The sequence below is a fragment of the Telluria sp. AZSoR62 genome (assembly GCF_058111565.1).
The window spans coordinates 14,886-36,443 of record NZ_JBYTST010000008.1; the positions used below are offsets into that span (position 1 = coordinate 14,886).

The 21,558-nt window shown below is 65.8% G+C and carries 27 protein-coding genes and 1 tRNA gene; 11 read left to right on the forward strand and 17 right to left on the reverse strand.

The window, feature by feature from the left end:
- Positions 1–4: 4 nt before the first annotated feature.
- Entirely contained in the window at positions 5–1,672 is a 1,668-nt protein-coding gene (gene ettA / locus AC3XQU_RS13575; RefSeq protein ID WP_489874689.1) for an energy-dependent translational throttle protein EttA, read from the forward strand.
- A gap of 181 nt (positions 1,673–1,853) precedes the next feature.
- Positions 1,854–2,387: an REP-associated tyrosine transposase gene (locus AC3XQU_RS13580; RefSeq protein ID WP_489874690.1), complete on the forward strand. Its 534-nt coding sequence runs from the start codon at positions 1,854–1,856 to the stop codon at positions 2,385–2,387.
- Between the two features lie 64 nt (positions 2,388–2,451).
- Here the strand turns inward: AC3XQU_RS13580 and AC3XQU_RS13585 are convergent, their stop codons facing one another.
- A complete protein-coding gene (locus AC3XQU_RS13585) occupies positions 2,452–3,024 on the reverse strand; it encodes an outer membrane beta-barrel protein (RefSeq protein WP_489874691.1) in 573 nt (190 codons plus the stop codon).
- A gap of 172 nt (positions 3,025–3,196) precedes the next feature.
- Positions 3,197–3,793 (reverse strand): alpha-ketoglutarate-dependent dioxygenase AlkB family protein, encoded by a 597-nt coding sequence (locus AC3XQU_RS13590; RefSeq protein ID WP_489874692.1) that lies wholly within the window; start codon positions 3,791–3,793, stop codon positions 3,197–3,199.
- Between the two features lie 53 nt (positions 3,794–3,846).
- On the opposite strand from AC3XQU_RS13590, the gene AC3XQU_RS13595 reads away from it, so the two are divergent.
- On the forward strand, positions 3,847–4,425 hold the full coding sequence (locus tag AC3XQU_RS13595) for a putative pterin-binding protein (protein ID WP_489874693.1): 579 nt from the start codon (positions 3,847–3,849) through the stop codon (positions 4,423–4,425).
- Positions 4,426–4,455: 30 nt separating this feature from the next.
- On the opposite strand, the gene AC3XQU_RS13600 is transcribed toward AC3XQU_RS13595, so the two are convergent.
- The 7 genes from AC3XQU_RS13600 to AC3XQU_RS13630 all read right to left on the reverse strand — a co-directional run bounded on the left by AC3XQU_RS13600 (position 4,456) and on the right by AC3XQU_RS13630 (position 9,745).
- On the reverse strand, positions 4,456–4,818 hold the full coding sequence (locus AC3XQU_RS13600; RefSeq protein WP_489874694.1) for a hypothetical protein: 363 nt from the start codon (positions 4,816–4,818) through the stop codon (positions 4,456–4,458).
- A gap of 138 nt (positions 4,819–4,956) precedes the next feature.
- On the reverse strand, positions 4,957–5,334 hold the full coding sequence (locus AC3XQU_RS13605; protein WP_489874695.1) for an MAPEG family protein: 378 nt from the start codon (positions 5,332–5,334) through the stop codon (positions 4,957–4,959).
- Between the two features lie 113 nt (positions 5,335–5,447).
- On the reverse strand, positions 5,448–6,275 hold the full coding sequence (locus AC3XQU_RS13610) for a Rossmann-like and DUF2520 domain-containing protein (RefSeq protein ID WP_489874696.1): 828 nt from the start codon (positions 6,273–6,275) through the stop codon (positions 5,448–5,450).
- A 1-nt stretch (position 6,276) separates the two neighbouring features.
- Positions 6,277–6,855 carry a DUF924 family protein gene (locus AC3XQU_RS13615; RefSeq protein WP_489874697.1) on the reverse strand — a complete coding sequence of 193 codons (579 nt, stop codon included), beginning with the start codon at positions 6,853–6,855 and terminating at the stop codon, positions 6,277–6,279.
- Positions 6,856–6,896: 41 nt separating this feature from the next.
- The gene (locus tag AC3XQU_RS13620; RefSeq protein ID WP_489874698.1) at positions 6,897–7,643 is read right to left on the reverse strand and encodes an MgtC/SapB family protein; all 747 of its coding nucleotides are present in this window, start codon (positions 7,641–7,643) and stop codon (positions 6,897–6,899) included.
- A 15-nt stretch (positions 7,644–7,658) separates the two neighbouring features.
- Positions 7,659–7,928 (reverse strand): hypothetical protein, encoded by a 270-nt coding sequence (locus tag AC3XQU_RS13625; protein WP_489874699.1) that lies wholly within the window; start codon positions 7,926–7,928, stop codon positions 7,659–7,661.
- Positions 7,928–9,745 (reverse strand): aminopeptidase P family protein, encoded by a 1,818-nt coding sequence (locus AC3XQU_RS13630; protein WP_489874700.1) that lies wholly within the window; start codon positions 9,743–9,745, stop codon positions 7,928–7,930. Before AC3XQU_RS13630 ends, AC3XQU_RS13625 begins: the two co-directional genes overlap by 1 nt.
- Before the next feature lie 165 nt (positions 9,746–9,910).
- Between AC3XQU_RS13630 and AC3XQU_RS13635 the strand changes: the two genes are divergently transcribed.
- Both AC3XQU_RS13635 and AC3XQU_RS13640 read left to right on the forward strand, forming a co-directional pair.
- A complete protein-coding gene (locus AC3XQU_RS13635) occupies positions 9,911–10,261 on the forward strand; it encodes an MmcQ/YjbR family DNA-binding protein (RefSeq protein ID WP_489874701.1) in 351 nt (116 codons plus the stop codon).
- Between the two features lie 92 nt (positions 10,262–10,353).
- On the forward strand, positions 10,354–10,977 hold the full coding sequence (locus tag AC3XQU_RS13640) for a hypoxanthine-guanine phosphoribosyltransferase (RefSeq protein WP_489874906.1): 624 nt from the start codon (positions 10,354–10,356) through the stop codon (positions 10,975–10,977).
- Positions 10,978–11,008: 31 nt separating this feature from the next.
- Here AC3XQU_RS13640 and AC3XQU_RS13645 read toward each other — a convergent pair whose 3' ends face one another.
- The 4 genes from AC3XQU_RS13645 to AC3XQU_RS13660 all read right to left on the reverse strand — a co-directional run bounded on the left by AC3XQU_RS13645 (position 11,009) and on the right by AC3XQU_RS13660 (position 13,601).
- Positions 11,009–11,965, reverse strand: coding sequence for an NAD(P)H-dependent flavin oxidoreductase (locus AC3XQU_RS13645; RefSeq protein ID WP_489874702.1), 957 nt, complete (start codon positions 11,963–11,965; stop codon positions 11,009–11,011).
- A 92-nt stretch (positions 11,966–12,057) separates the two neighbouring features.
- The gene (locus AC3XQU_RS13650; protein ID WP_489874907.1) at positions 12,058–12,951 is read right to left on the reverse strand and encodes an MBL fold metallo-hydrolase; all 894 of its coding nucleotides are present in this window, start codon (positions 12,949–12,951) and stop codon (positions 12,058–12,060) included.
- 33 nt (positions 12,952–12,984) lie between these two features.
- The gene (locus tag AC3XQU_RS13655; protein WP_489874703.1) at positions 12,985–13,185 is read right to left on the reverse strand and encodes a DUF1289 domain-containing protein; all 201 of its coding nucleotides are present in this window, start codon (positions 13,183–13,185) and stop codon (positions 12,985–12,987) included.
- A 50-nt stretch (positions 13,186–13,235) separates the two neighbouring features.
- On the reverse strand, positions 13,236–13,601 hold the full coding sequence (locus tag AC3XQU_RS13660) for a thioesterase family protein (protein WP_489874704.1): 366 nt from the start codon (positions 13,599–13,601) through the stop codon (positions 13,236–13,238).
- 227 nt (positions 13,602–13,828) lie between these two features.
- On the opposite strand from AC3XQU_RS13660, the gene AC3XQU_RS13665 reads away from it, so the two are divergent.
- Positions 13,829–14,875: an extracellular catalytic domain type 1 short-chain-length polyhydroxyalkanoate depolymerase gene (locus tag AC3XQU_RS13665; protein WP_489874705.1), complete on the forward strand. Its 1,047-nt coding sequence runs from the start codon at positions 13,829–13,831 to the stop codon at positions 14,873–14,875.
- 7 nt (positions 14,876–14,882) lie between these two features.
- On the opposite strand, the gene AC3XQU_RS13670 is transcribed toward AC3XQU_RS13665, so the two are convergent.
- Positions 14,883–15,068, reverse strand: coding sequence for a cysteine-rich CWC family protein (locus AC3XQU_RS13670; protein WP_489874706.1), 186 nt, complete (start codon positions 15,066–15,068; stop codon positions 14,883–14,885).
- A gap of 139 nt (positions 15,069–15,207) precedes the next feature.
- Between AC3XQU_RS13670 and argB the strand changes: the two genes are divergently transcribed.
- Complete coding sequence (gene argB, locus AC3XQU_RS13675; protein ID WP_489874707.1) at positions 15,208–16,137, forward strand: acetylglutamate kinase; 930 nt, start codon at positions 15,208–15,210, stop codon at positions 16,135–16,137.
- Between the two features lie 66 nt (positions 16,138–16,203).
- Positions 16,204–16,278 (forward strand) — tRNA-Thr (locus AC3XQU_RS13680).
- Positions 16,279–16,305: 27 nt separating this feature from the next.
- Here the strand turns inward: AC3XQU_RS13680 and AC3XQU_RS13685 are convergent.
- Positions 16,306–17,199, reverse strand: a complete 894-nt coding sequence (locus AC3XQU_RS13685) for a TraB/GumN family protein (protein ID WP_489874708.1) — start codon at positions 17,197–17,199, stop codon at positions 16,306–16,308.
- Between the two features lie 26 nt (positions 17,200–17,225).
- Between AC3XQU_RS13685 and AC3XQU_RS13690 the strand changes: the two genes are divergently transcribed.
- Genes AC3XQU_RS13690 through AC3XQU_RS13700 form a run of 3 tightly spaced genes read left to right on the forward strand, consistent with a single transcriptional unit; the run spans position 17,226 to position 20,421 of the window.
- Positions 17,226–17,954, forward strand: coding sequence for a pyrimidine 5'-nucleotidase (locus AC3XQU_RS13690; RefSeq protein ID WP_489874709.1), 729 nt, complete (start codon positions 17,226–17,228; stop codon positions 17,952–17,954).
- 26 nt (positions 17,955–17,980) lie between these two features.
- Positions 17,981–18,559, forward strand: coding sequence for a nucleoid occlusion factor SlmA (gene slmA / locus AC3XQU_RS13695; RefSeq protein WP_489874710.1), 579 nt, complete (start codon positions 17,981–17,983; stop codon positions 18,557–18,559).
- A gap of 20 nt (positions 18,560–18,579) precedes the next feature.
- Positions 18,580–20,421 (forward strand): chorismate-binding protein, encoded by a 1,842-nt coding sequence (locus tag AC3XQU_RS13700; RefSeq protein ID WP_489874711.1) that lies wholly within the window; start codon positions 18,580–18,582, stop codon positions 20,419–20,421.
- A 1-nt stretch (position 20,422) separates the two neighbouring features.
- Here AC3XQU_RS13700 and AC3XQU_RS13705 read toward each other — a convergent pair whose 3' ends face one another.
- Positions 20,423–21,013, reverse strand: coding sequence for a glutathione peroxidase (locus AC3XQU_RS13705; protein WP_489874712.1), 591 nt, complete (start codon positions 21,011–21,013; stop codon positions 20,423–20,425).
- A gap of 74 nt (positions 21,014–21,087) precedes the next feature.
- Positions 21,088–21,510 (reverse strand): CoA-binding protein, encoded by a 423-nt coding sequence (locus AC3XQU_RS13710; protein WP_489874713.1) that lies wholly within the window; start codon positions 21,508–21,510, stop codon positions 21,088–21,090.
- Positions 21,511–21,558: the final 48 nt, after the last annotated feature.

The following is a 21,558-nucleotide window of genomic DNA, read 5'->3' on the forward strand; positions in this document are numbered from 1 at the left end:
AAGCATGGCCAATTACGTCTATACCATGAACCGCGTGGGCAAAATCGTCCCGCCAAAACGTCAAATCCTGAAAGACATTTCGCTGTCCTTCTTCCCGGGCGCCAAGATCGGCGTGCTGGGCCTGAACGGCTCGGGCAAATCGACCCTGCTGAAGATCATGGCCGGCCTCGACACCGACATCCAGGGCGAAGCACGCCCGATGCCGGGCCTGAACATCGGCTACCTGCCGCAGGAACCGCAGCTCGATCCGGAAAAAACCGTGCGCCAGGAAGTGGAGTCGGGCCTGGGCGAAGCGTTTGAAGCGCAAGCCAAGCTGGAAGCCGTGTACGCGGCCTACGCCGAGGAAGACGCCGACTTCGAGGCCCTGGCCAAGGAGCAGGAACGGCTGGAAGCGATCATCTCGTCGTCCGACGGCGGCAACCTGAACCTGCAACTGGAAATGGCCGCCGACGCGCTGCGCCTGCCGCCATGGGATGCCAGGATCGGCGTGCTGTCCGGCGGCGAGAAGCGCCGCGTGGCGCTGTGCAAGCTGCTGCTGAGTAAGCCGGACATGCTGCTGCTGGACGAGCCGACCAACCACCTGGACGCCGAATCGGTCGAGTGGCTCGAGCAATTCCTGCTGCGCTTCCCGGGCACCGTGGTCGGCATCACCCACGATCGCTACTTCCTGGATAACGCCGCCGAATGGATCCTGGAACTGGACCGCGGTTCGGGCATTCCATGGAAGGGCAATTACTCGTCCTGGCTGGACCAGAAGCAGGCGCGCCTGAAGCAGGAAGAGTCGACCGAGTCGGCGCGCCAGAAGGCGCTGCAGAAGGAACTCGAATGGTCGCGCCAGAATCCGAAAGCGCGCCAGGCCAAGTCGAAGGCCCGCCTGGCCCGCTTCAACGAACTGAGCGAATTCGAATACCAGAAGCGCAACGAGACCCAGGAGATCTTCATCCCCGTGGCCGAGCGCCTGGGCAATGAAGTCATCGAGTTCAAGAACGTCTCGAAAGGCTTCGGCGACCGCCTGCTGCTCGACAATGTCTCCTTCACCGTGCCGCCAGGCGCGATCGTCGGCATCATCGGCCCGAACGGCGCCGGTAAGTCGACCCTGTTCAAGCTGATCGCAGGCAAGGAACAACCGGACAGCGGCGAAGTCGCCATCGGCAAGACCGCGCGCATCTCCCTGGTCGACCAGCACCGCGACGAACTGGCCAACAACAAGACGGTGTTCGAAGACGTCACCGGCGGCGCCGACATGCTCAGCGTCGGCCGTTTCGAGATGCCGTCGCGCGCTTATCTCGGCCGTTTCAACTTCAAGGGCTCGGACCAGCAGAAAGTCGTCGGCAACCTGTCCGGTGGCGAGCGCGGCCGCCTGCACCTGGCCAAGACGCTACTGCAAGGCGGCAATGTCCTGCTGCTCGATGAACCGTCGAACGACCTGGACGTGGAAACCCTGCGCGCGCTGGAAGATGCCCTGCTCGAGTTCGCCGGCAGCGTGATGGTCATTTCCCACGATCGCTGGTTCCTGGACCGTATCGCCACCCACATCCTGGCCTTCGAAGGCAATTCGCAGGTGACCTTCTTCGACGGTAACTACCAGGAATACGAAGCGGACAAGAAGAAGCGCCTGGGTGAAGAAGGCGCCAAGCCGAAGCGTATCCGCTACAAGCCGCTGACGACCTAAGTTGTTGTTCTATAAATAAAAAGCCCGGTTTTCGGGGCTGATGAACGCCCGGCCATGCCGGGCGTTTGCTTTCCGGAATCGGAACGCGGTCTGCGCAAAGTCATGTGTAATATCTTTCTTGTTGAGGCCATGTAGCGGCCTCGGATGCCGGCGACCGTCCAGGCGCCGGCTGACGGAGCTCATGATTGATTACCGCAACAACCGCGTCCCGGGCGGGACCTTCTTCTTCACAGTGCGCCTGCTGCAACGCGGCAGCACACTGCTGACAGACCATATATCCGCCTTCGGCGAAGCCATGCGCCTGGCGCGCGTGCGCAAGCCCTTCCACGTCGATGCCTGGGTAGTCCTGCCCGACCATGCCCATGCCATCTGGACCCTGCCGCCGGGCGACCACGACTGCTCGAGCCGCTGGCGCGCCGTCAAGATCGCGTTCTCAAAGGCCTTGCGCAAGTCCGCTATTCCCGGCGCCGACGACGGCTCCATCTGGGAGCGCCACTACCAGCATTACCGCGTCGGCGACGACGAGGAATACGCGGCCCTGGTCGACCTGACCCATACCGATCCCGTCAAGCACGGCCATTGCAGCCATCCCGCAGACTGGCCATGGTCCTCGCTGCACCGGTTTGTCTCGGCCGGCTATGCGATCCCGGTGCCGGAGCTGGTGATTCCACCCTGGGTACTCCGGCCGCAGCCGCAGGGGTTCGCGCGCCTGTGAATGGCCGCCGTCTCCCCAAACAAAAAGGACCCCGCAGGGTCCTTTTTGCTATCACGACATTGGCTTAGAAGCTGTACTTCGCGCCGATGGTAAGGACGTCGGCAGAGGCGCCGAAGTCCTTGGACTTGCCGTAGCGCTCATACTCGGCGATCAGCGCCACGTTCTGGTTCAGGCTGTACTGCGCGCCCAGGGCGCCGTAGGCTTCGGTCTTGCGGTGCTCGCGGTTCTGCGAGGAGTTGATCATGACCAGCTCGCTCTTGTTGCGGGCCGCGCCCAGCTTGCCGTAGAGCGAGAACTGCTCATTGATCGGCATGGTCGCCTTGGCGGCCAGGTAGATCGACTCGCCCTTGGTTTCGCCGCGCTGGTTCACGCCATTGGCGGTGTAGCTGACGCCGGATTTGCGGAAGTCGGTATAACCGGCTTCGACGCCCCAGGTCTGGTTGAACTCATAGCCGCCGAACAGCTTGCCCGAGGCTTTGTAGCCGTCGGTATCGACGTTCGAGGCGCCGGAGATCCGGTAATCATGGTCGGCGCTGGCCACGCCGGCGCCGACATAGCCGCGTGGGGTGGTCTGCTGGGCTTGGGCAGCCGACATGGCGGCAACGGTGGCGATCAGTGCAACGATAAGCTTTTTCATGCGCAATCCTTTTCTCGACTGGTTCGCGATTCCGAATGAATCGCGATGTGGTCAAGATAGCACCGGCACTTGTTTTTTAAAGCCCCCCAACCCGTAAGAACTGTAAGCAAATGTAAGTTAATGACCCGAAGGTTAGGTATTTTCCAGATAGATACTGGAAATTGCGTGTTGTTTAATCGACGTTACGAAAAGTTAGGTTAAGTCGCGCACCGACCGGCCTAGCGGTTTTGTTGATCCCATGCATCCAGTTGGCCTGCATCCGGCCGGCCATGAACAGCAGGCTGCCATCGGTGAGCGGCAGTCTCAAGGTCTCTTTCGTGGCCTTGTGGCGCAAGATAAAAGTCCGTGTCGCGCCAAAGCTGACCGAGGCAATCGCCGGCGCCGGGCCGAGCTCGGGCTCATCGTCGCTGTGCATGCCCATGCTGTCGCGCCCATCGCGATAATAGTTCAGCAACACACTGTTGTAGTGCCGGCTGGTGGCTTCTTCCGCCGCAAGACGGATACTGTCGAGAAGCGGCGTAAATGGCAGCGGCGCCAGGCTCAAGCCGGAATAACGGTAGGCCTTGTCGCCATGCCAGGCGCTCAGGCGCGGCTGCAGGTGGCGCTTGCCGTAGACGACCACCGTTTCTTCGCGCCAGGCGGTTTCCACAACCAGGCGCGCCATGACCTCCTCGTTGGGCCAAGGCAGGATCAACTGCGAAAGAAACGCGAGCTCGCCGTCACGCACCGGAATGGGCGTCAGGATGGGGGCTGAGGTAAATAAATCCATTGTGCAAGTTTCATGGCTATGATGCGGGCTTACCCTCACCACGCCATTTTCTCATGGACAAACGCGACTTCCTTGCCGCGACGCTGGCTGCAAGCGCCCTGCCCGGCAGCGCCGCGTCAGCCACCCCGGCGGGGGCAGGTCCCACCCTGCTGACCATCACGGGCGAGCTCAAGCGCAGCAACCGCGGCCCCCTCGACCCGGCCCTGGACCAGATGATGTCCAAGCATAAACTGGCCTTCACGCGCGCCTTCGCCCTGGATTTCGCGGCGATGACGGCGCTGCCGGCGCGCAGCATCCGGCCGACGCTGGAATACGACGGGCGGCCGCACTTGCTGCGCGGTCCCCTTCTGGCGGATGTGCTCGCCCTGGCGGGCGCGCGGCTGACCGAAAGCAGCAAGCTGGTATTGCGTGCGGTGGACGGTTATGCCGCCGCCATCGGCGTGCGGCAACTGCGCGCCTGGCACCCGATCGTGGCCACCCATCTCGACGGCAAGCCGATGGCGCTGGGAGGATTGGGACCCTTGTGGGCGGTGTTCGACGCGGACCGGGTGCCGGAACTGGCGGCGCGGCCGGTCAGTGAACGCTTCGGCGCCTGCCCCTGGGCGCTGTACCACATCGAGGTACAGGCTTGAGGCAGGAGCGGGTTCAGGCAAGCAGGGAATTCAGGCGTAGGCTTCGGCCAGGCTCATCACGCGTGGGGTCACGCTGACGCCGACGTTGCCGAACAGCGCTTCGATCGCAGCCAGGTTGGCTGCGCATTCGTCGGCCTTCCAGCCGTTGAACAGGTCGGTGCCATCCTTCTGGAAGTGCAGATCCAGCACTTTGCCCTTGTCCTTATGGACATAGCTCTGCTGGTGGGTATTTTTGAAACCCAGTTCGGCCAGGCCAGTCAGCACGGTTTGCGGCGGGTTGGCCGGATCGGTTGCCAGGAAGACGCCGAAGGTTTTGCCGGGCGGTTTCGCAGCCACGTCGACGTCATAGATGCCCGGTGCCTTGGTGACGCTGGTGCTCTTCAGGAACAGCATGTTTTCTCCTTCTTGCCCGCGCGCGGGGCCGCGATCTGGTGTTCGCGTGCGTGGCGGGCGGAGCGGTTGTGTGTGTACAACGTCCTAGCTTATTGCCACCCGGGAACTTTGTCGATCATTGTCTGTACTTTTTTCGCTTTAACGCAGCAATAGACCCCAAACAGTGCCGCCAATTAACAACGCACAGGCCAGCATGCCTGTAATAAAGCCTATTTCACGCTTGGCCGGATCGCGGTAATAGCCGAGCGCGTAGGCAATCCGTCCCAGGCACCAGAGCAGGCCGCCCGCGGCCGCCCACAGGTCGCCTAGATAGAAAGCACACATCCACAGCGGCACCAGGATCAGCGGCAATTGCTCGAGCGTATTGGCCTGCACCCGCTGGCAGCGCTGGAATTCCAGCGGGCCGTCCATCGAGGGCGCCGGGATGTCGTGGCGGATGCGGGCGCGGCCAGCGTTGACGCCGGTCCAAAAATAGACGCCGAGTGCGGCCAGGGTGGCCCAGGCTGTGAAGAACATGGAAAAACTCCTGTGGAAAATCTGTGGAAAAGGCCTGTACAAGCCATGTACAAGCCCGCGTAAAACCTGTGCAAGGGTAGTGGAAAAGCGTGGGAAAAGCTGTGGAGAAGTCGCTACTCGCCGCGCTTGCGCCGCGCCAGTTCCACCGTAGGCGCCACCAGCGCCCCGTACAGCCGGCCGGTGGCCGGATCCCAGGCGCTCACCGTTTCCTGCTGGCGCGCCACGGTGGCAAGGTCGCCGCGCGCGACCGGGCCGCTGAGCGCTGCTTCCGGACCGATACGGAACACATTGGCCACGGTTTCCAGCGCCAGCGGCCGCGCCAGCTCGCGCGCCACATTTTCCGGCACCCCGGCCGCCTGGTAGGCGCGTAGCGCCGCATCGAGCACCGTCACCAGGTAATTCGAGGCGAACACGGCGGCGGCGTGATAGACGGTTTTCGCGGCCGGATCGATGCGCACCAGGCGCGCGCCGAGCGCCTCGAACGCCGGTTCGAGCAGCGCCAGTGCCGCGCCGTTGCCTTCGATCCCGCAGAAGGTGCCGGCAAACGCCGCTGCCACGGCCTGGGGATCGGCGAAGCTGCGCACCGGATGCACGCTGGCTACGTGGGCGCCTGCATCCATTGCGTCTTGGAGTTCGGTGGACGCTTTCGCGCCGCTGCAGTGGAAGACGACGGCGCTCACCAAGGAGTGGGCGCCAGCCAGCGCCGCGCAAGCCGGGGCGATGGCGTCGTCGCCCACGGCCAGCAGCCATACCTGGGCCGGACGCATGGATTGCAGGTCGCTGCAGGCGCGGCCGGCGCCAATGAACGCCACCGCTTCCTGCGCGCTGGCGGCGGACCGGGTCAGTACGTCCTGCACGGTGAAGGCGCCGCCGGCGGCGAACAGCCGTCCCAGTGCGCGGCCGACATGGCCGGCGCCGACCAGGTTCAGCGTCGGCGCCACGTCAGAAGCTGGACCCGGGCAGCTGCAAGAAGGCCAGCTCTTCCGGGTTGGAAGCGCGGCCGAGAATGACGTTACGGTGTGGGAAGCGGCCGAAGCGGGCGATCACGCCGCGGTGGCGCAGCGCGTAGTCGAGCACCTCGATGAAGCCTTCGTTCTGCCGCGACAGTTCGGTGAACAGGCTGACCGACTGCTCCTGCATGCGGGCGTCCTCGGCATGCTCGAAAGGCAGGTAGGCGAACATGCGCTCCACGGGCGAGAGGGTCTTGTCGGCGCCGGAATCGACCAGCTGGCGGGCAGCAAGCAGGGCCAGGATGTCGCCGCCGAAGGATTCCGGCTTGCCGCGGTAGGCGTTGCGGGTGAACTGGTCGAGCACGAGGATGCGCGCGAGCGTGCCGCGCGGGCCCAGTTCGTCCCATTCGCGCAGGCCGCCCGCCACTGCCTGGGCGATCAGGGCGCCGAAGCGCTCGCGCAGCGCACTGTCGAAGGCTTCGTCCTTGCGGAACCATTCGGCCCGCTGCTTGCCATGGCCTTCGCTGCCTTCGGGCAGGAACCAGAAATCGAGTACGTCTTGTGCTTGCATGGTCAATCCCGTGTACCGGAGTGGTTGTTTTAATTGTTGATTTAATTACGCGCGTGGGACAGCTGGAAGGCTTCCAGGCCCTCGAACGCGGCCAGCTGGTCGGCCAGCTCGGACAAGGGCGCCCCGCTCTTGCGCGACAGGGCCAGCGCCACGAAGCGCCATTCCTGGCGGCCTTCGTCGCTGGCGATGGTCAGCGAACTGCCGGCGATTTCGTAGCCGCGTTCCAGCGCCGCCTTGCGCAGCACGTCCTCGCGCGGCATCACCTGCGGCTTGAAGCGCATGCGCACCGCCACCGCGTGGCGCGCCGGCAGCAGGGTTTCGATGCGGTTCAGGTAGATCATGATCATGGCCGAGAAGAAGGCCAGGCCCATCGCGGCGAGATAAAAGCCCACGCCCACCAGGATGCCGATCGCCGACGAGGCCCAGATCGAGGCGGCCGTGGTCAGGCCGCTGATGTTGAAGCCCTCGCGCATGATGACGCCGGCGCCGAGGAAGCCGATGCCGGTCACGATGCCCTGGATGATGCGGGTCGGGTCCACCGGCGCCAGCAGGCCGGCGTGGCCGCCGCCGTACCAGAAGTCCGGGTAGCCGGCCAGGATGGTCAGCGCGGCCGAGGCCATGCACACCAGGCCATAGGTGCGCATGCCGGCCGCGCGGCCATGGTAGGCGCGCTCGTAGCCCACCAGCAGGCCCAGCGCCAGCGCGCCGGCCAGGTGCAGCAGGATCAGCCCGTTGGTGTAGATCTCGGGCGCAGACCAATAGGTGTCCAGCAGGTCAGGACGTTGCATGCGGGTTCATCGCTTTCAGGGGGAGTCGGGCTTCTTGCGGACCAGCTGCTTCTCGAATTTCTCGTCGTTCTTGCTGATGCGCCGCACTTCCTGCGGGCCCAGGCTATTGACGAAGGCGACGAATTCGTCCAGTTCGAGCGGCGCATTCAGGGCCGGCGCGCCGGGCGCCTCGGAGAGGAAGAACAGGCCGTCGCCGGTGCGCGCCATCGAATAGCCTGCGTTGCCGGTGCGGCGCTTGAGGCGGTCGACGGCGGCGCTGGCGCGGGTGGAGCGGGCGCCGGCCATCAGAAGGCCTCCGTGCGCAGCAGCAGCCAGTCGCGCGCGGCGCCGCTCACATGCCGCTCCAGGCGCGCACGCACGGTGGCGTGGTAGGCGTTGAGCCAGGCGATTTCGTCGTCGCGCAGCAGCGCGCGCTCGATCGGGCGGGTGTCGATCGGGCACAGGGTCAGCGTCTCGAAGGCCAGGAACTCGCCGAACTCGCCCGTCTCGGCCACGGTATTGAGCACCAGGTTCTCGATGCGGATGCCCCAGCGCCCGGGACGGTAGATGCCCGGCTCGATCGAGGTGATCATGCCCGGCTCCATCGCGGTGTGCGGGTCCGGCGCCACGCTCGGCGAAATCGTCTGCGGGCCTTCGTGCACGTTCAGGAAGTAGCCGACGCCATGGCCGGTACCGTGGCCGTAGTCGATGCCGGCGGCCCAGATCGGGGCGCGCGCGATCGCGTCGAGCAGCGGCGCGCGGGTGCCGCGCGGGAAGCGCGTCGCCGACAGGTTGATCAGGCCCTTGAGCACCAGCGTGTAGTCGCGTTTTTGCGCGTCGGATGGCGAGCCGACCGGGATCACGCGGGTGATGTCGGTGGTGCCGCCCAGATACTGGCCGCCGGAGTCGACCAGCAGCAGGCCGTCGCCTTCGATCACGGCGCAGGATTCCTGCGCGGCGCGGTAGTGCATGATCGCGCCGTTGGCGTTGAAGCCGGCGATGGTCGAGAAGCTCGGGCTGACGAAATGCGGGCGGCGCGCGCGGGCGGCCGTGATCTGGGTGTCGATCGCCACTTCGTCGATCGGGGTCCTGGCGGCATCGAGCAGCTGCGCTTCGAGCGAGGAAAAGAATTCGCACAGTGCGGCGCCATCCTGCTCCATCGCGGCGCGCACGTTGACGGCCTCGCTGTCCTGCTTGCGCGACTTGGCGAACGTAGTGGGGTTGATCGCTTCGACCACGTTCACGCCCTGCGCGACGGCGGCGCGCATGCCGGCGGTGACCCGGCGCGGGTCGAGCAGCAGGGTCGCGCCGTCGGGCAGCGCCGACAGGGCGGTGGCGGCATTGGCGTACGGCGCCAGGTGCACGCCATCGGCTTCGAGGCGCGCACGCACGTCCTCCGGCACCTTGTTCTCGCCGACGAACAGGGTCGCATCGGCGCGTCCGATCAGGGCATGGGCCAGGAACACCGGGTTGTAGCTGACGTCGGCGCCGCGCAGGTTGAACAAATACGCGATGTCGTCCAGCGTGGAGACAAAGTGGAACCCGGCGCCCACATGCTCCATCGCGGCGCGGGTGGCGGCCAGCTTGTCGGCGCGGGTCGTGGCCGCATACGGCGGCAGGTGCTCGTACACCGCGTCGGCGGGCAGCGCCGGACGGTCCTGCCAGACTTCGTCGAGCAGGTCGACATCGAGACGCAAGTTGATGCCGCGCGCCGTCAGGGCGTCGGTGAGCAAGCGGGCGCCGGCCAGTCCCAGCACGCGCGCATCGACGGCCACGGTCTGGCCGGGATTCAGGTTGGCTGCCAGCCAGTCCACGTGCAGTTGGCTGGCCGCGCCCGGGATCTTCATGAGGGCGATCTCGCTGCCGCCCAGTTCGGTCTCGGCCTGGGTCCAGTAGCGGCCATCGGTCCAGACGCCGGCAAAACCGGCGGTGGCGATGAAGGTGCCGACCGAACCGGTGAAACCGGAGATCCATTCGCGTCCCTTCCAGTGCCCGGGCAGGTATTCCGACAGGTGCGGATCGCTCGAGGGCAGGACATAGGCGTCGATGCCGGCGCGCGCCATGGCGCTGCGCAGCTGGAGCAGGCGGCTGCTGCGCCCGCGTTCGAATTCAGGGGTCGGCATAAAGGAAGATTCGTTGTTTTCCAAGCCACGTATGATACGCCCCAATGCCGCCACGTGGCGCATCGCATTATTGCGTTATGGCATCAAAGCGCTCGTCTGGCGCTACAATGCGCGCAAGGACAACCAGAATCCCGGCGCCATGCACGCCGGGCACAGGAGACAGACATGGATTTCGATGCCGCCAAAGCCTTGTGCCGCAGCTTCCCCGGCTGCACGGAAGACACCAAATGGGACCACGACACGGTCTTTTCGGTCGGCGCCAAGATGTTCGCCGTGACCAACAAGGATGGCCCCTCGACCGGGTTCAGCTTGAAGGCCGACGACGAGCGCTTCCTGGAACTGACCGACCGTCCCGGCATCATCCCCGCGCCCTACCTGGCGCGCGCCAAATGGGTATTCGTCACGCCCGAGGCCCAGCTCGACGACGACGAATTCTCTGCCCTGCTGCGCCGGTCCTACGAGCTGGTGTTCGCCAAGCTCACCCGCAAGCTGCAGCGGGAAATTGCCGGCGAGTGAATTGCCGGCGGCTGATTCCAACAGGAACGCCGCCACACCCCCGGATGGCGCATAATCGCCCTGACCCTTTAGACCTGAACAATCGAATGACCATGCAAGATTTCCATCATGACCGCGCCCGTGCCCTGCTCGCCAACGCCAGGCAGATCGTCACGCCCGACGAAGTCCAGGCCGCAGTGGCGCGCGTTGCCGACGCGCTGAACGCCCGCTTCGGCCATCCCGACGACAAGTCCTTCCCGCTGGTGCTCGGCGTGATGGGCGGCGCCGTCGTCTTCACCGGCAACCTGCTGCCGCAACTCGATTTCCCGCTCGAATTCGACTACATCCACGTCAGCCGCTATGGCGACGACGACCGCGGCGGCGAAGTGGTGTGGAAAGTGATCCCGCGCCAGGATGTGACGGGACGCATCATCGTCGTGGTCGACGACATCCTCGACGAAGGCGAGACCCTCGCTCACGTGAAGCAGCGCCTGCTCGACATGGGCGCGGCCGAAGTGGTCATCGTGGTATTCGCCGACAAGGACCTCAAGCGCGCCAAGCCGATCAAGGCCGACCTGATCGGCCTGACGATCCCGAACGAATTCGTGGTCGGTTTCGGGATGGACGTCTATAACTACTGGCGCAACCTGCCGGGGCTGTGGTCGATCAACCAGGAGGACCTGAGCGCCGCCGAACCGGTGCCGGCTTTCCCGACGCCCGACGCCAAGCGCCTGTAATTCACAGGGTGGGCGGGTATCCGCCCACGACTCAACGCAAGGCCAGGCGGCTGCGCGCGGCCTCGTATTCCGCCTTGAGCCGCTCGACCATCTCGGCCACGGTCGGCACGTCGTCCATCAGGCCCACGCCCTGGCCGGCGCCCCAGATGTCGCGCCAGGCCTTGGCGCTGCCTGAACCGAAGCTCATCTTGCTCTTGTCCGATTCCGGCAGGTTCTCCGGATCGAGCCCGGCCGCGACGATCGACTTCTTCAGGTAGTTGCCGTGCACGCCGGTGAACAGGTTGGTGTACACCACGTCCGCCGCGCTCGACTCGACGATCGCATTGCGGTAATCGTCGCTGACATTCGATTCGCGCGTGGCCAGCCAGCGCGAGCCGATGTAGGCAAAATCCGCCCCCATCGCCTGCGCCGCCAGGATCGCATCGCCCGTGGCGATCGAGCCCGACAAGGCCAGCGGCCCCTTGAAGAACTTGCGCACCTCGCCCACCAGCGCGAAGGGCGACAACGCCCCCGCATGGCCGCCCGCGCCGGCCGCCACCAGGATCAAGCCGTCCACGCCTGCTTCGAGCGCTTTTTCCGCATGCCGGATCGACACCACGTCGTGCAGCACGATGCCGCCGTAGCTGTGCACGGCGTCCATCATCTCTTTCGGCGGCGCGCGCAGCGAGGAGATGATGATCGGAACCTGGTGCTTCACACACACTTCCACGTCGTGGGCCAGGCGGTCGTTCGACGCGTGCACGATCTGGTTGACGGCGATCGGGCCGACCCGCGCATCCGGATTGGCTTGCTGGTAGTCGCCCAGCTCGCGCTGCAAGTCCGTCAGCCAGGTGTCGAGCAGCTCGGCCGGGCGCGCGTTGAGCGCCGGGAAGGAGCCCACGATGCCGGCCTTGCACTGGGCCGCCACCAGCGCGGGGCCGCTGGCGATGAACATGGGCGAAGCGATGACGGGAAGGGACAGGTGTTGCAGCACGGGTGGCAAGGACATGGTGGCTCTCGCAGGTCAGGTTGAATGCGGTTGAAGGACAGGCTCCGGGCATTATGCAATGAAAAAAGAACGGTCGTGCTAGATTCTGGCCTCTAAACGTCGGCGTCGAGCAACTGGCCGCTCTCGACGCGGGCGGCGCCGGCCCGCACCAGCGCACTGCCGGCCCATGCCGCCAGCTCCTCCGGGTCGCGCTTCAATAGCTTGGTGCGCACGCGCTCGACCAATGGAATCGACCCCAGCAGAGCGGGCAGCGCATCCAGCGCCAGCGCACGGCGCTCGAGCAGCAGGAACTTGAGCAGGACCTTGACCGCGTTTTCCCCATTGCGCACGGGATCGGCGCTCAGGTAGTCCAGGCGCGAACGGGCCCGGCCCAGGGCCGCGCCGACGTCGCCGAAGACCGCGCCATGGCCGGGAATTACGACACGGGCATCGAGCGTGGCGATCAGGGCTAGCGTGGCGCCCACTTCCGCGAAGCCCGGCTCGCCCGCCAGTTCGGGAAAGACCACCCCAAAACCGTTTTCCCACAGCGCGTCGCCCGAGATCAGCACGCCCTCCTCTTCGCAGAAGAACAGCAGCGCATGCGGATCGTGGCCGGGTGCGGCCAGGATGGTCCAGCGCAGGCCGCCCAGTTCCACCACGTCACCGGGCGCGAGGGTGGCATCGAAACTGAAGCGCGAGCATTGCTGGCCGGTGGCGCGGTAACTGAGCGCCTCTTCGTCCCAGGCCGCGACTTTGCCGGCCTCGGCAGCGGGGATCGCGACCCGGCAAGCGTAGGCCGCCTGCAGCAGCGCATTGCCGCCGCAGTGGTCGGAATGCAGGTGGGTATTGAGCAGGCGGTCGAGCGGGCGGCCGCCCAAGGCATGGCGCACCAGCGCCAGGGTTTGTCCGGCGTGGGTCGCATAGCCGCTGTCGACCAGCGCCGTGCCCTCGGGTCCGATCAACAGGATGTTGTTGGACGAGAGCCAGCCGCGCTCGAACACGTGCATCGCTGCGGGCAGGCTCAGGTCCGCGGGCACCGGTCAGCCCCAGTCGATGGCGGCTTCGCGGCGCCGGATCTCGGCCCAGACCGCGCGCTTGTAGTCGTCTCCCGCCGAGCCCCAGGCGACGATTTCGTCGATCGTGCGCAGGCATCCCTGGCACAGGCCGGTGTCGGGCGCCATCTGGCACAGGTTGATGCAGGGCGAGGGAACGGGGGTGTGCAGTTCTGGATTCATCGACATGGTGGTGAAGCAAGGAGACACACCATTATCGCCTGTTCCGGGAAAAGCGCTTACCGTTCCTCAGGGAAAGGCGATTCCGGCAGGATGGCCGCCGCGCTGCGCCATTGTGTTGTTTTGCGCGCCAGTTTTTCAGCAAATCGCGCTGGATCTATCAGGCAACGTTCGTGGATGCCTTCGCACACTTTTTCGATGTCGTCCCAGGCTTCGACCCGGAAGCGCACGCGCCGTCCCTCGACCGCCAGCACTTCGCCGCGAATGGCGAGGGTCATCCCGGGAGGCGTCGGCGCCAGGTGCTCGAAGCTGACCATGGTGCCAAGGCTCTGTTCGCGTGGCCAGTCCACATAGGGCATCAAGCCGTGCAAGCAGGCAAGTTCCATCATGCCGACCAAAAAACCGGTGGCGAGCACGTCGGGCATGTCGCGGCAAAAAGGGGTATCGTGGTACAGCCGGGGCACGGTAGCGTGGCTTGGGACCGTATAAGACCATTCGAAACGAAGGCCGGGCAGGAGTTGGGGAGACATGGGCACAAGCTTACCGCACCGGTGTCATGCATGCATGCGTTGCCGGGGCGGAAAGGATACAGCTGCAAGGCTGCCGTAAGTAAGCGGGCCGACATTGAGGCAAGCGAAAAACAGGAGAGCCAATGAAGCTGAACAACAAACTGCTGGCACAAGTACGTGCCGCTACCCGATCTTTCTGGGGCCGCGGGCCCGCCAACGCACAACTGGTCGTGCAGGAAACCCTGAAGAATGCCTCGGCCATGCAAAGCGCCGCCCAACGCCAGATGCGCAGCATCGGCGTCGGCGTCTCCCCCACGGCGAACGATCCCTTTGAAGCCGAACTCGGCGTCAACTTGCCGGGTAAATTTATCGACGGCACCCATACCACGCCCGCCGGCAGCCGCGACTACAAGCTCTACGTGCCGTCCAGCCATACCGGCAAGCCGACGCCGCTGGTAGTCATGCTGCACGGCTGCACCCAGGATCCCGACGATTTTGCCATCGGCACCAAGATGAACGAACTGGCCGAAGAAACGGCTTGCCTGGTGCTGTATCCGGCGCAGAGCAAGGCCGCCAACGCCTCGCGCTGCTGGAACTGGTTCAACGCGGTCGACCAGCAACGCGACCAGGGCGAACCCTCGATCATTGCCGGCATGACCCAGGCCGTCATGGCCCTGCATCCGGTCGATCCGGAACAGGTCTACGTGGCCGGGCTCTCTGCAGGTGGCGCGATGGCGACCATCATGGGCACGCTGTATCCGGACCTGTACGCCGCCGTGGGCGTGCATTCCGGCTTGCCGTTTGCCTCGGCCAAGGACTTGTCGTCGGCGATGGCGGCCATGAAAGGCGATTTCCTGCGGGCCCAGGCACCGGGGCGGCCGCTGCCCATCATCGTGTTCCATGGCGACCAGGACACCACCGTGCATCCCGCCAATGGCGACGAACTCATTGCCCAGGGCGCGCAGCATTTGCACGAGCAGCCGGCTGTCGAGCCGGGGCGCGTGCCCGACGGCCACGCCTACACCCGTACCCTGCACCGGCGCGACGACGGCGCGGTGCACGCCGAATACTGGCTGATCCATGGCGCGGGCCATGCCTGGTCGGGCGGCAATGCGCGCGGCAGCTATACCGATGGCCGCGGTCCCGACGCCAGCCGCGAAATGCTGCGCTTTTTCCGCACCGTGCGCTAAGCCCGCCTCACGGCAGGGGCCTGGGGGCGGACTCGATGTGCGCACGCAGGCAGGCCGGGCACCAGCATCCGGCCGCCTCCTGCGGCAAGGGCACCGGTACGGCCGCCGGCAGCGCCGTGCACCAGCACGGTTCGGCGCTGCCCTCCACCATCGCACAATGGAATTCGGCGCCACAACGGGTACAGCTGCTCATGCGGGATTCCAGAGTTGATTGAAATACATGGTTCGATAGAGTGGGCCTGACGGCCATAAAATACAACAACAGGCCATATAATGAGCACAAGGACTACCCTGTTGCCTTAAAATCTCGCGACATTTATTTTGGACCCTCCATGAACGCACCCCTGAGCAGCTTGAATTCCGACGACCAACCCAACGACCTGACCAAGGTGTCGCCGCAGATCAAGGCACAGATCCTGGCCGAGGCGCTGCCCTATATCCGTAATTTCCACGGCAAGACCATCGTCATCAAATACGGCGGCAACGCCATGACCGACGAGCGCCTGAAGCATGGCTTCGCACGCGACGTCATCCTGCTGAAACTGGTGGGCATGAACCCGGTCGTGGTGCATGGCGGCGGTCCGCAGATCGACAATGCGCTGAAAAAAATCGGCAAGCAGGGCAGTTTTGTCCAGGGCATGCGCATCACCGACGAAGAAACCATGGAAGTGGTCGAGTGGGTGCTGGGTGGAGAAGTGCAGCAGGACATCGTCATGCTGATCAACCACTACGGCGGCCAGGCAGTGGGCCTGACCGGCAAGGACGGCGGCCTGATCCGCGCACGCAAGATGGCAATGCCGGACAAGGAAAAGCCGGGCGAATTCGTCGACATCGGCTTCGTCGGCGAGATCGAGGCGATCAACCCGGCAGTCGTGAAGGCGCTGCAGGACGACGCCTTCATCCCGATCATTTCGCCGATCGGCTTCGGCCAGGATGGCCAGGCCTACAACATCAATGCCGACGTCGTCGCCGGCAAGATCGCGGAAATCCTGAAAGCCGAAAAGCTGATCATGATGACCAATATCGCCGGCGTGCAGGACAAGGCGGGCAACCTGGTCACCGACCTGTCGGCGCGCGAGATCGACGAGATGTTCGAAGACGGCACGATTTCGGGCGGCATGCTGCCGAAAATCTCGTCGGCCCTGGATGCCGCCAAGTCCGGCGTGAACACCGTGCACATCATCGACGGCCGCATCGAGCACTCTTTGTTGCTCGAAGTCTTGACCGAACAGGCATTTGGCACTATGATCCGGTCGCACTAAAACATTTGTGGCGGAAAACTCCGCCACAGATCATCGCGGTGGGCCCTGCCCGCCGGGAATCTACCCGCCCTTGTAGCTCAGTGGTAGAGCACTCCCTTGGTAAGGGAGAGGCCACGTGTTCAATCCACGTCAAGGGCACCATTCTCCTCCCTGCACTACCCTCCCTTTTCAGTACACCCGCTCCACCGTTATCCCGCGCTTGCGCAGCAATTCGGGCACGCCACGCTTGCCGACCAGGTGCAGCAGCCCGACCGCCACCACCGCGTTGTTTTCGCGCGCCAGCAGCGCCGCGACCTTGTCGGCCATCGGTCCGTTGCGTTCATCGAGCAGCACCTCGCGCGTAAAGCTGCCGGTAAGCGTGGTGTCGGTCTCGATGCGCAGCGCGATCGCGTCCAGGGCCTTCTGGTCGGCGCGCTCCCAGGCGGCGAACAGTTCGCGCGTCTCGCGCAGCTGGCGGCCAGACGCCATGTCGTCCACGGTTTCTTCCAGCAGGCGCCATTGCGCTTCCTCGGGCAGGCGGCTGAGCAGGGCCAGCTGGTAGTCGATCGATTCGAGTTCGGCGATGCGGGTTTTACCCGGCGTGGCGCGCGCCAGCTGGGTCAGGTGATGGTCGACGCCCAGGGCGGGATCGTAGCCCAGCCTGGCCGCGTCGTTCACCGCCAGCATGGTCGCCAGCATCCAGGGCCGCAAGCGCGCCACCGCGGCCGGGTCCATGCCCTGCCGGCTCAAGCCGGCTTCGATGCGCGCGCGGCGCGCCGCCGGCAGGGCCGCGATGCCGGGGCTTCCGGGCGCCACCATGCCGTACCGGCGGAAGGCCGCGGCGGCGGCATCGGGATCGCGCGCGGCGTCGATCTCGAGCGCCAGCGTGGGCGCGGCCGCCACTGCCGCGCGGATGCGCGGTTCGAGCGGGTAGTAATCGGCGCGGCCGGCGTGGATGGTGCCGTACAGGTGCAAGGTGTGGCCCTTGGCGGTGACCTTGAACAGCGCGCCGCGCTCGGCCGCAAAGGCCTGGAGCGCCGTCAGGAACAAGCTGAAGAAGACCACTATAATCGAACGTCGCATCCACTTCTCCCGTCTGGTCTCGAATCGTGTCAAATCATACCCCCGGCTCTCCCGTCTGGCTGTTCGATCTGGACAATACCCTGCACGATGCCTCGCACGCGATCTTCCCCGCGATTAGCGCCAACATGAACACCTATATCGCGCGGGTGCTGGGCGACGGCGTCACGCCCGCCAGCCAGGAGCGCGTGGACGCGGCGCGCCTGGGCTACTGGAAGCGCTACGGCGCCACCCTGCTCGGCATGATCCGCCACCACCAGGTGTGTGCGGCCGATTTTTTACACGTCACGCACGACCTGGGCGCGCTCGAGAAGCTGGTGCGCTTCGAAAAGGGGCTCGGCACCCTGCTGCGCCGCCTCCCGGGCCGCAAGATCCTGCTCACCAATGCGCCGACGCGCTATTCGACGGACGTGATGCGCCACCTGGGCCTGGGCCGCCATTTCTCGCACCATGTCGCCATCGAGCACATGCACGTGCACCGCCAGCTGCGTCCCAAGCCATCGAGCCTGATGCTGCGCCGCCTGCTGCGCAAGCACGGCGTGGCGGCGCGCCGTTGCATCCTGGTCGAAGACACGCTGGCCAACCTGAAAAGCGCCAGCCGCCTCGGCCTGCGCACGGTCTGGGTCACGCAATACCTGCGCATGGCCGACCCGATCGGCAAGGCGCCGCTGCCGCGGACCCTGAAACGCCCCGGCTACGTCGATGTCAAAGTAAAATCCGTGCGGCAGCTACCGGCGCGCCTGCACCGGCTGCGCTGACACGGATAACAATCAATAGGGATCACATGGCAAGCACCAAGCCTGGCCAGCGCAAGCTGCAAATCCTCCAAGCCCTGGCCTCGATGCTCGAGCAGCCCAAGGGCGAGAAGATCACCACCGCGGCGCTGGCGGCGCACCTGGCGGTGTCGGAAGCGGCGCTGTACCGCCATTTCGCCAGCAAGGCGCAAATGTACGAGGGCCTGATCGAGTTCATCGAGTCCAGCGTCTTCGGCCTGATCAACCAGATCGCCGAGCGCGAGGAAGACGGCGTGGCCCAGGCCCATGCCATCCTGCAGATGCTGCTCGCCTTTGCCGCCAACAACCCGGGCATGACGCGGGTCCTGATCGGCGACGCCCTGGTCAACGAGGACGAGCGCCTGCAGCTGCGCATGAACCTCTTCTACGACAAGATCGAGCTGGCCTTCAAGGGCGCGCTGCGCATCGCCGTCACCCAGCAGCACGGCCTGGAAGCCGACGTGGCGGCGCGCGCCAGCCTGCTGGTGAGCTATGTGACCGGACGCTGGCACCGCTTCGCCAAGACCGGCTTCAAACAGAACCCGGCCGAAGGCACGACATTGCAGCTGTCGCTGCTGCTGGCCGCTTGAGCAGGATCCCGTACGACGCCATGGATACGCAGGAAGTCTTCGCATTGCTGGACGATGCCGGCTCGCCCGGCCTTGCCAGTTCGCGCCTGTACAGCCGCCACGCGGGCACGCTGGTCTGTGACGATGCGGCGCAGTGGCCGCAGCTGTTGCACGAGATGCGGGAAGCGCTGGCGCGCGGCCTGTACGCGGTGCCGCTGCTGACCTACGAACTCGGCGCCCGGCTGCAAGACCTGCCCGCGCATCCCGTGGAGCCGCCGCTGGCCCAGGTACTGCTGTTCGCGCAGTGCGAGCTGCTCGATGGGAAGCAGGTCGAGGCCTGGATCGCGACGCGCGCCTCGTCACTGGACCCGTCCGGCGTGGCCGGCATCGCGCCGAACGTCGACGAAGCCGCCTTCACCGAGGCGATTGGACGCATCCGCGACTACATCGCCGCCGGCGACACCTACCAGGTCAACTACACCTACCGCCTGCGCTTCGAGGCCTTCGGGCCCCTGGTCGCCCTGTATGCGCGCCTGCGCGCGCGCCAGCGCGTGCCCTATGGGGCCCTGGTCACCCTGCCCGATGGCGGCGCGGTGCTGTCCTTCTCGCCCGAGCTGTTCGTGCGCCACGAGGCGGGTACCCTGGTGGCGCGCCCGATGAAGGGAACGGCGCCGGCCAGCGGCGACGACGCCATCGACGCGGAACGCGGGCGCGCGCTGGCGCTGGACACCAAGAACCGCGCCGAGAACCTGATGATCGTCGACCTGCTGCGCAACGACCTGGGACGCGTGGCCGTCACCGGCAGCGTGCAGGTGCCGGCCCTGTTCGAGGTGCAGCGCTACGGCCGCGTGCTGCAGATGACGTCCACCGTGCAGGCGCGCCTGCGCCCGGACGTCACGCCGGAACAGATCTTCGCCGCGCTCTACCCCTGCGGCTCGATCACGGGCGCACCCAAGCGCCGCACGATGGAGATCATCCACGAGCTGGAACCGGCCGCGCGCGGCCTGTACACCGGCGCGATCGGCTGGTTCGACCCGGCCCCGCCAGGCGCGGCGATCGGGGACTTCTGCCTGTCGGTCCCGATCCGCACCCTGGTGCTGGGCGCCTCCCAAGGCGGCACCCGCCAGGGCGAACTGGGCGTGGGCGCCGGCATCGTGCACGACAGCGACGCCCAGGCCGAATACGCGGAGTGCCGGCTCAAGGCGCGCTTCCTCACCGGCCTGGGTAACGAGTTCGAGATCTTCGAGACCATCCGCGCCAGCTGGGACGACGGCTGCCGCCACCTGGAAGAGCACCTGGCGCGCCTGGCCGGTTCCTGCCGCGCCTTCGGCCATCCCTTCGACCCGGAAGCGGCGCGCGCCGTCTTGAGTGACGCCTGCCTGGCCCTGCCCCCGGGCCAGCTGCACCGCCTGCGCCTGGCGGTCGCGCCATCGGGCAGCTTGAATGTGCAGGCCGCGCCGATCCAGCCCCTGGGCGAGCCGGTTGCCGTGCTGCTGGCGGCCGAGCCGACCCAGTCGGGCGACGTCTTCCTGCGCCACAAGACGAGCGTGCGCAGCCGCTACGACGCGGCCTGGCGCGCGGCCGAGGCGCAGGGCGCCTTCGACACCCTGTTCTTCAACGAGCGTGGCGAATTGACCGAGGGAGGACGCAGCAATGTGTTCGTGCGCTTCGGCGCCGAGTGGGCCACCCCGCCCGTGTCCTGCGGATTGCTGCCGGGCGTGATGCGCGGCGTGTTGCTGGCCGCTCCGGCCTGGCATGCGAGCGAGCGCGTGATCACGCGCGCGATGCTGGAAGCCGCGGACGACCTGGTCGTCTGCAATGCGCTGCGCGGGCCGCTGCGCGCCGTCATCATGGACGGCCCGGCGGACGGCCCGCCAGGCTGATTTACGGCGCCAGCGCCTGTTCGATCTTGCCGACCAGCGCAGGATCTTCCGGCGTCACCTTGCTCGGGAAATGCTCGAGCACCTTGCCGTCGCGGCCGATCAGGTATTTGGTGAAGTTCCACTTCGGCGCCTGGCCGGTGGCTTTCGCCAGGCTCGCGTGCAGCGGGTTGGCGTCGGCGCCGGTGACCACGCTCTTGGCGAACATCGGGAATTTCACGCCATAGGTGTTGTAGCAGAGGTCGGCGATTTCCTTCGCATTGCCCGGCTCCTGCTTGCCGAAGTCATTCGACGGGAAGCCCAGCACCACCAGGCCGCGGCTGCCGTACTTGGCGTACAGCTTTTCCAGGCCTTCGTATTGCTTGGTGAAGCCGCAATAGCTGGCGGTGTTCACCACCAGCACCACCTTGCCCGCGTACTGGCACAGGTCCTGTGGCGTCTCGTCCTGCAGGCGCTTGAAGTTCTGCTTGAGGATGGCGGGACAGGCGGCCAGCGGGCGCACCGCGGCCGGCGCCGTGGCGGCCTGCGCGGCAGCCGGTTGGGCAAGGCTCACGGCCGCGACAGCGCCGCACAGCAGGATCGTATTCTTGAACATGGCAGGGAAATCCGGGGGGTTAGGGTGCCACGATTGTAACGCAGCTATCCTGTCGGCCATGCAAGGAATGCGGGTCAGGAATGCAGGCTGCGGTGCTCGATCTTGATGCAGTGGTTCATGACGACGTCGAGCCCGGCGGCACGCGCCATGTCGGCGGCCGGCTGGTTCTCGATATCGAGCTGCATCCACAGGCAGCCGGCGCGCACCGCGATGGCTTCGCGCGCGATCGGCGGGATGTCTTCGGACTTGCGGAAGCAGTCGACGATGTCGATGCGCTGGCCGGTCGTGGCCAGCACGTCCGCCGCTTCGCGCAAGCTGGCGTAGACCTTCTCGCCGAGGATGGTGTCGCCGGCATAGCTCGGGTTCACCGGGATCACCTGGTAGCCGGCCTCCTGCAGGTATTCGGCCACGCCATAGCTGGCGCGGTCCGGCTTGTTGGACAAGCCGACGATGGCGACGGTCTTGCTGTCGTTGAGGATCTGGGTAATGCTTCTCATGGGTGGCGTTCGCTCTGCTTCGATTCGGGGGGCGCCATTAGCTTATCA

Excerpts from the sequence above, each read along its gene's own strand:
- ettA (WP_489874689.1), top strand. The coding sequence starts at position 5 with ATGGCCAATTACGTCTATACCATGAACCGCGTGGGCAAAATCGTCCCG.
- AC3XQU_RS13580 (WP_489874690.1), top strand. The coding sequence starts at position 1,854 with ATGATTGATTACCGCAACAACCGCGTCCCGGGCGGGACCTTCTTCTTC.
- AC3XQU_RS13585 (WP_489874691.1), bottom strand. The coding sequence starts at position 3,024 with ATGAAAAAGCTTATCGTTGCACTGATCGCCACCGTTGCCGCCATGTCG.
- AC3XQU_RS13590 (WP_489874692.1), bottom strand. The coding sequence starts at position 3,793 with ATGGATTTATTTACCTCAGCCCCCATCCTGACGCCCATTCCGGTGCGT.
- AC3XQU_RS13595 (WP_489874693.1), top strand. The coding sequence starts at position 3,847 with ATGGACAAACGCGACTTCCTTGCCGCGACGCTGGCTGCAAGCGCCCTG.
- AC3XQU_RS13600 (WP_489874694.1), bottom strand. The coding sequence starts at position 4,818 with ATGCTGTTCCTGAAGAGCACCAGCGTCACCAAGGCACCGGGCATCTAT.
- AC3XQU_RS13605 (WP_489874695.1), bottom strand. The coding sequence starts at position 5,334 with ATGTTCTTCACAGCCTGGGCCACCCTGGCCGCACTCGGCGTCTATTTT.
- AC3XQU_RS13615 (WP_489874697.1), bottom strand. The coding sequence starts at position 6,855 with ATGCAAGCACAAGACGTACTCGATTTCTGGTTCCTGCCCGAAGGCAGC.
- AC3XQU_RS13620 (WP_489874698.1), bottom strand. The coding sequence starts at position 7,643 with ATGCAACGTCCTGACCTGCTGGACACCTATTGGTCTGCGCCCGAGATC.
- AC3XQU_RS13625 (WP_489874699.1), bottom strand. The coding sequence starts at position 7,928 with ATGGCCGGCGCCCGCTCCACCCGCGCCAGCGCCGCCGTCGACCGCCTC.
- AC3XQU_RS13630 (WP_489874700.1), bottom strand. The coding sequence starts at position 9,745 with ATGCCGACCCCTGAATTCGAACGCGGGCGCAGCAGCCGCCTGCTCCAG.
- AC3XQU_RS13635 (WP_489874701.1), top strand. The coding sequence starts at position 9,911 with ATGGATTTCGATGCCGCCAAAGCCTTGTGCCGCAGCTTCCCCGGCTGC.
- AC3XQU_RS13640 (WP_489874906.1), top strand. The coding sequence starts at position 10,354 with ATGCAAGATTTCCATCATGACCGCGCCCGTGCCCTGCTCGCCAACGCC.
- AC3XQU_RS13645 (WP_489874702.1), bottom strand. The coding sequence starts at position 11,965 with ATGTCCTTGCCACCCGTGCTGCAACACCTGTCCCTTCCCGTCATCGCT.
- AC3XQU_RS13650 (WP_489874907.1), bottom strand. The coding sequence starts at position 12,951 with ATGCACGTGTTCGAGCGCGGCTGGCTCTCGTCCAACAACATCCTGTTG.
- AC3XQU_RS13655 (WP_489874703.1), bottom strand. The coding sequence starts at position 13,185 with ATGTCGATGAATCCAGAACTGCACACCCCCGTTCCCTCGCCCTGCATC.
- AC3XQU_RS13660 (WP_489874704.1), bottom strand. The coding sequence starts at position 13,601 with ATGCCCGACGTGCTCGCCACCGGTTTTTTGGTCGGCATGATGGAACTT.
- AC3XQU_RS13665 (WP_489874705.1), top strand. The coding sequence starts at position 13,829 with ATGAAGCTGAACAACAAACTGCTGGCACAAGTACGTGCCGCTACCCGA.
- AC3XQU_RS13670 (WP_489874706.1), bottom strand. The coding sequence starts at position 15,068 with ATGAGCAGCTGTACCCGTTGTGGCGCCGAATTCCATTGTGCGATGGTG.
- argB (WP_489874707.1), top strand. The coding sequence starts at position 15,208 with ATGAACGCACCCCTGAGCAGCTTGAATTCCGACGACCAACCCAACGAC.
- AC3XQU_RS13685 (WP_489874708.1), bottom strand. The coding sequence starts at position 17,199 with ATGCGACGTTCGATTATAGTGGTCTTCTTCAGCTTGTTCCTGACGGCG.
- slmA (WP_489874710.1), top strand. The coding sequence starts at position 17,981 with ATGGCAAGCACCAAGCCTGGCCAGCGCAAGCTGCAAATCCTCCAAGCC.
- AC3XQU_RS13700 (WP_489874711.1), top strand. The coding sequence starts at position 18,580 with ATGGATACGCAGGAAGTCTTCGCATTGCTGGACGATGCCGGCTCGCCC.
- AC3XQU_RS13705 (WP_489874712.1), bottom strand. The coding sequence starts at position 21,013 with ATGTTCAAGAATACGATCCTGCTGTGCGGCGCTGTCGCGGCCGTGAGC.
- AC3XQU_RS13710 (WP_489874713.1), bottom strand. The coding sequence starts at position 21,510 with ATGAGAAGCATTACCCAGATCCTCAACGACAGCAAGACCGTCGCCATC.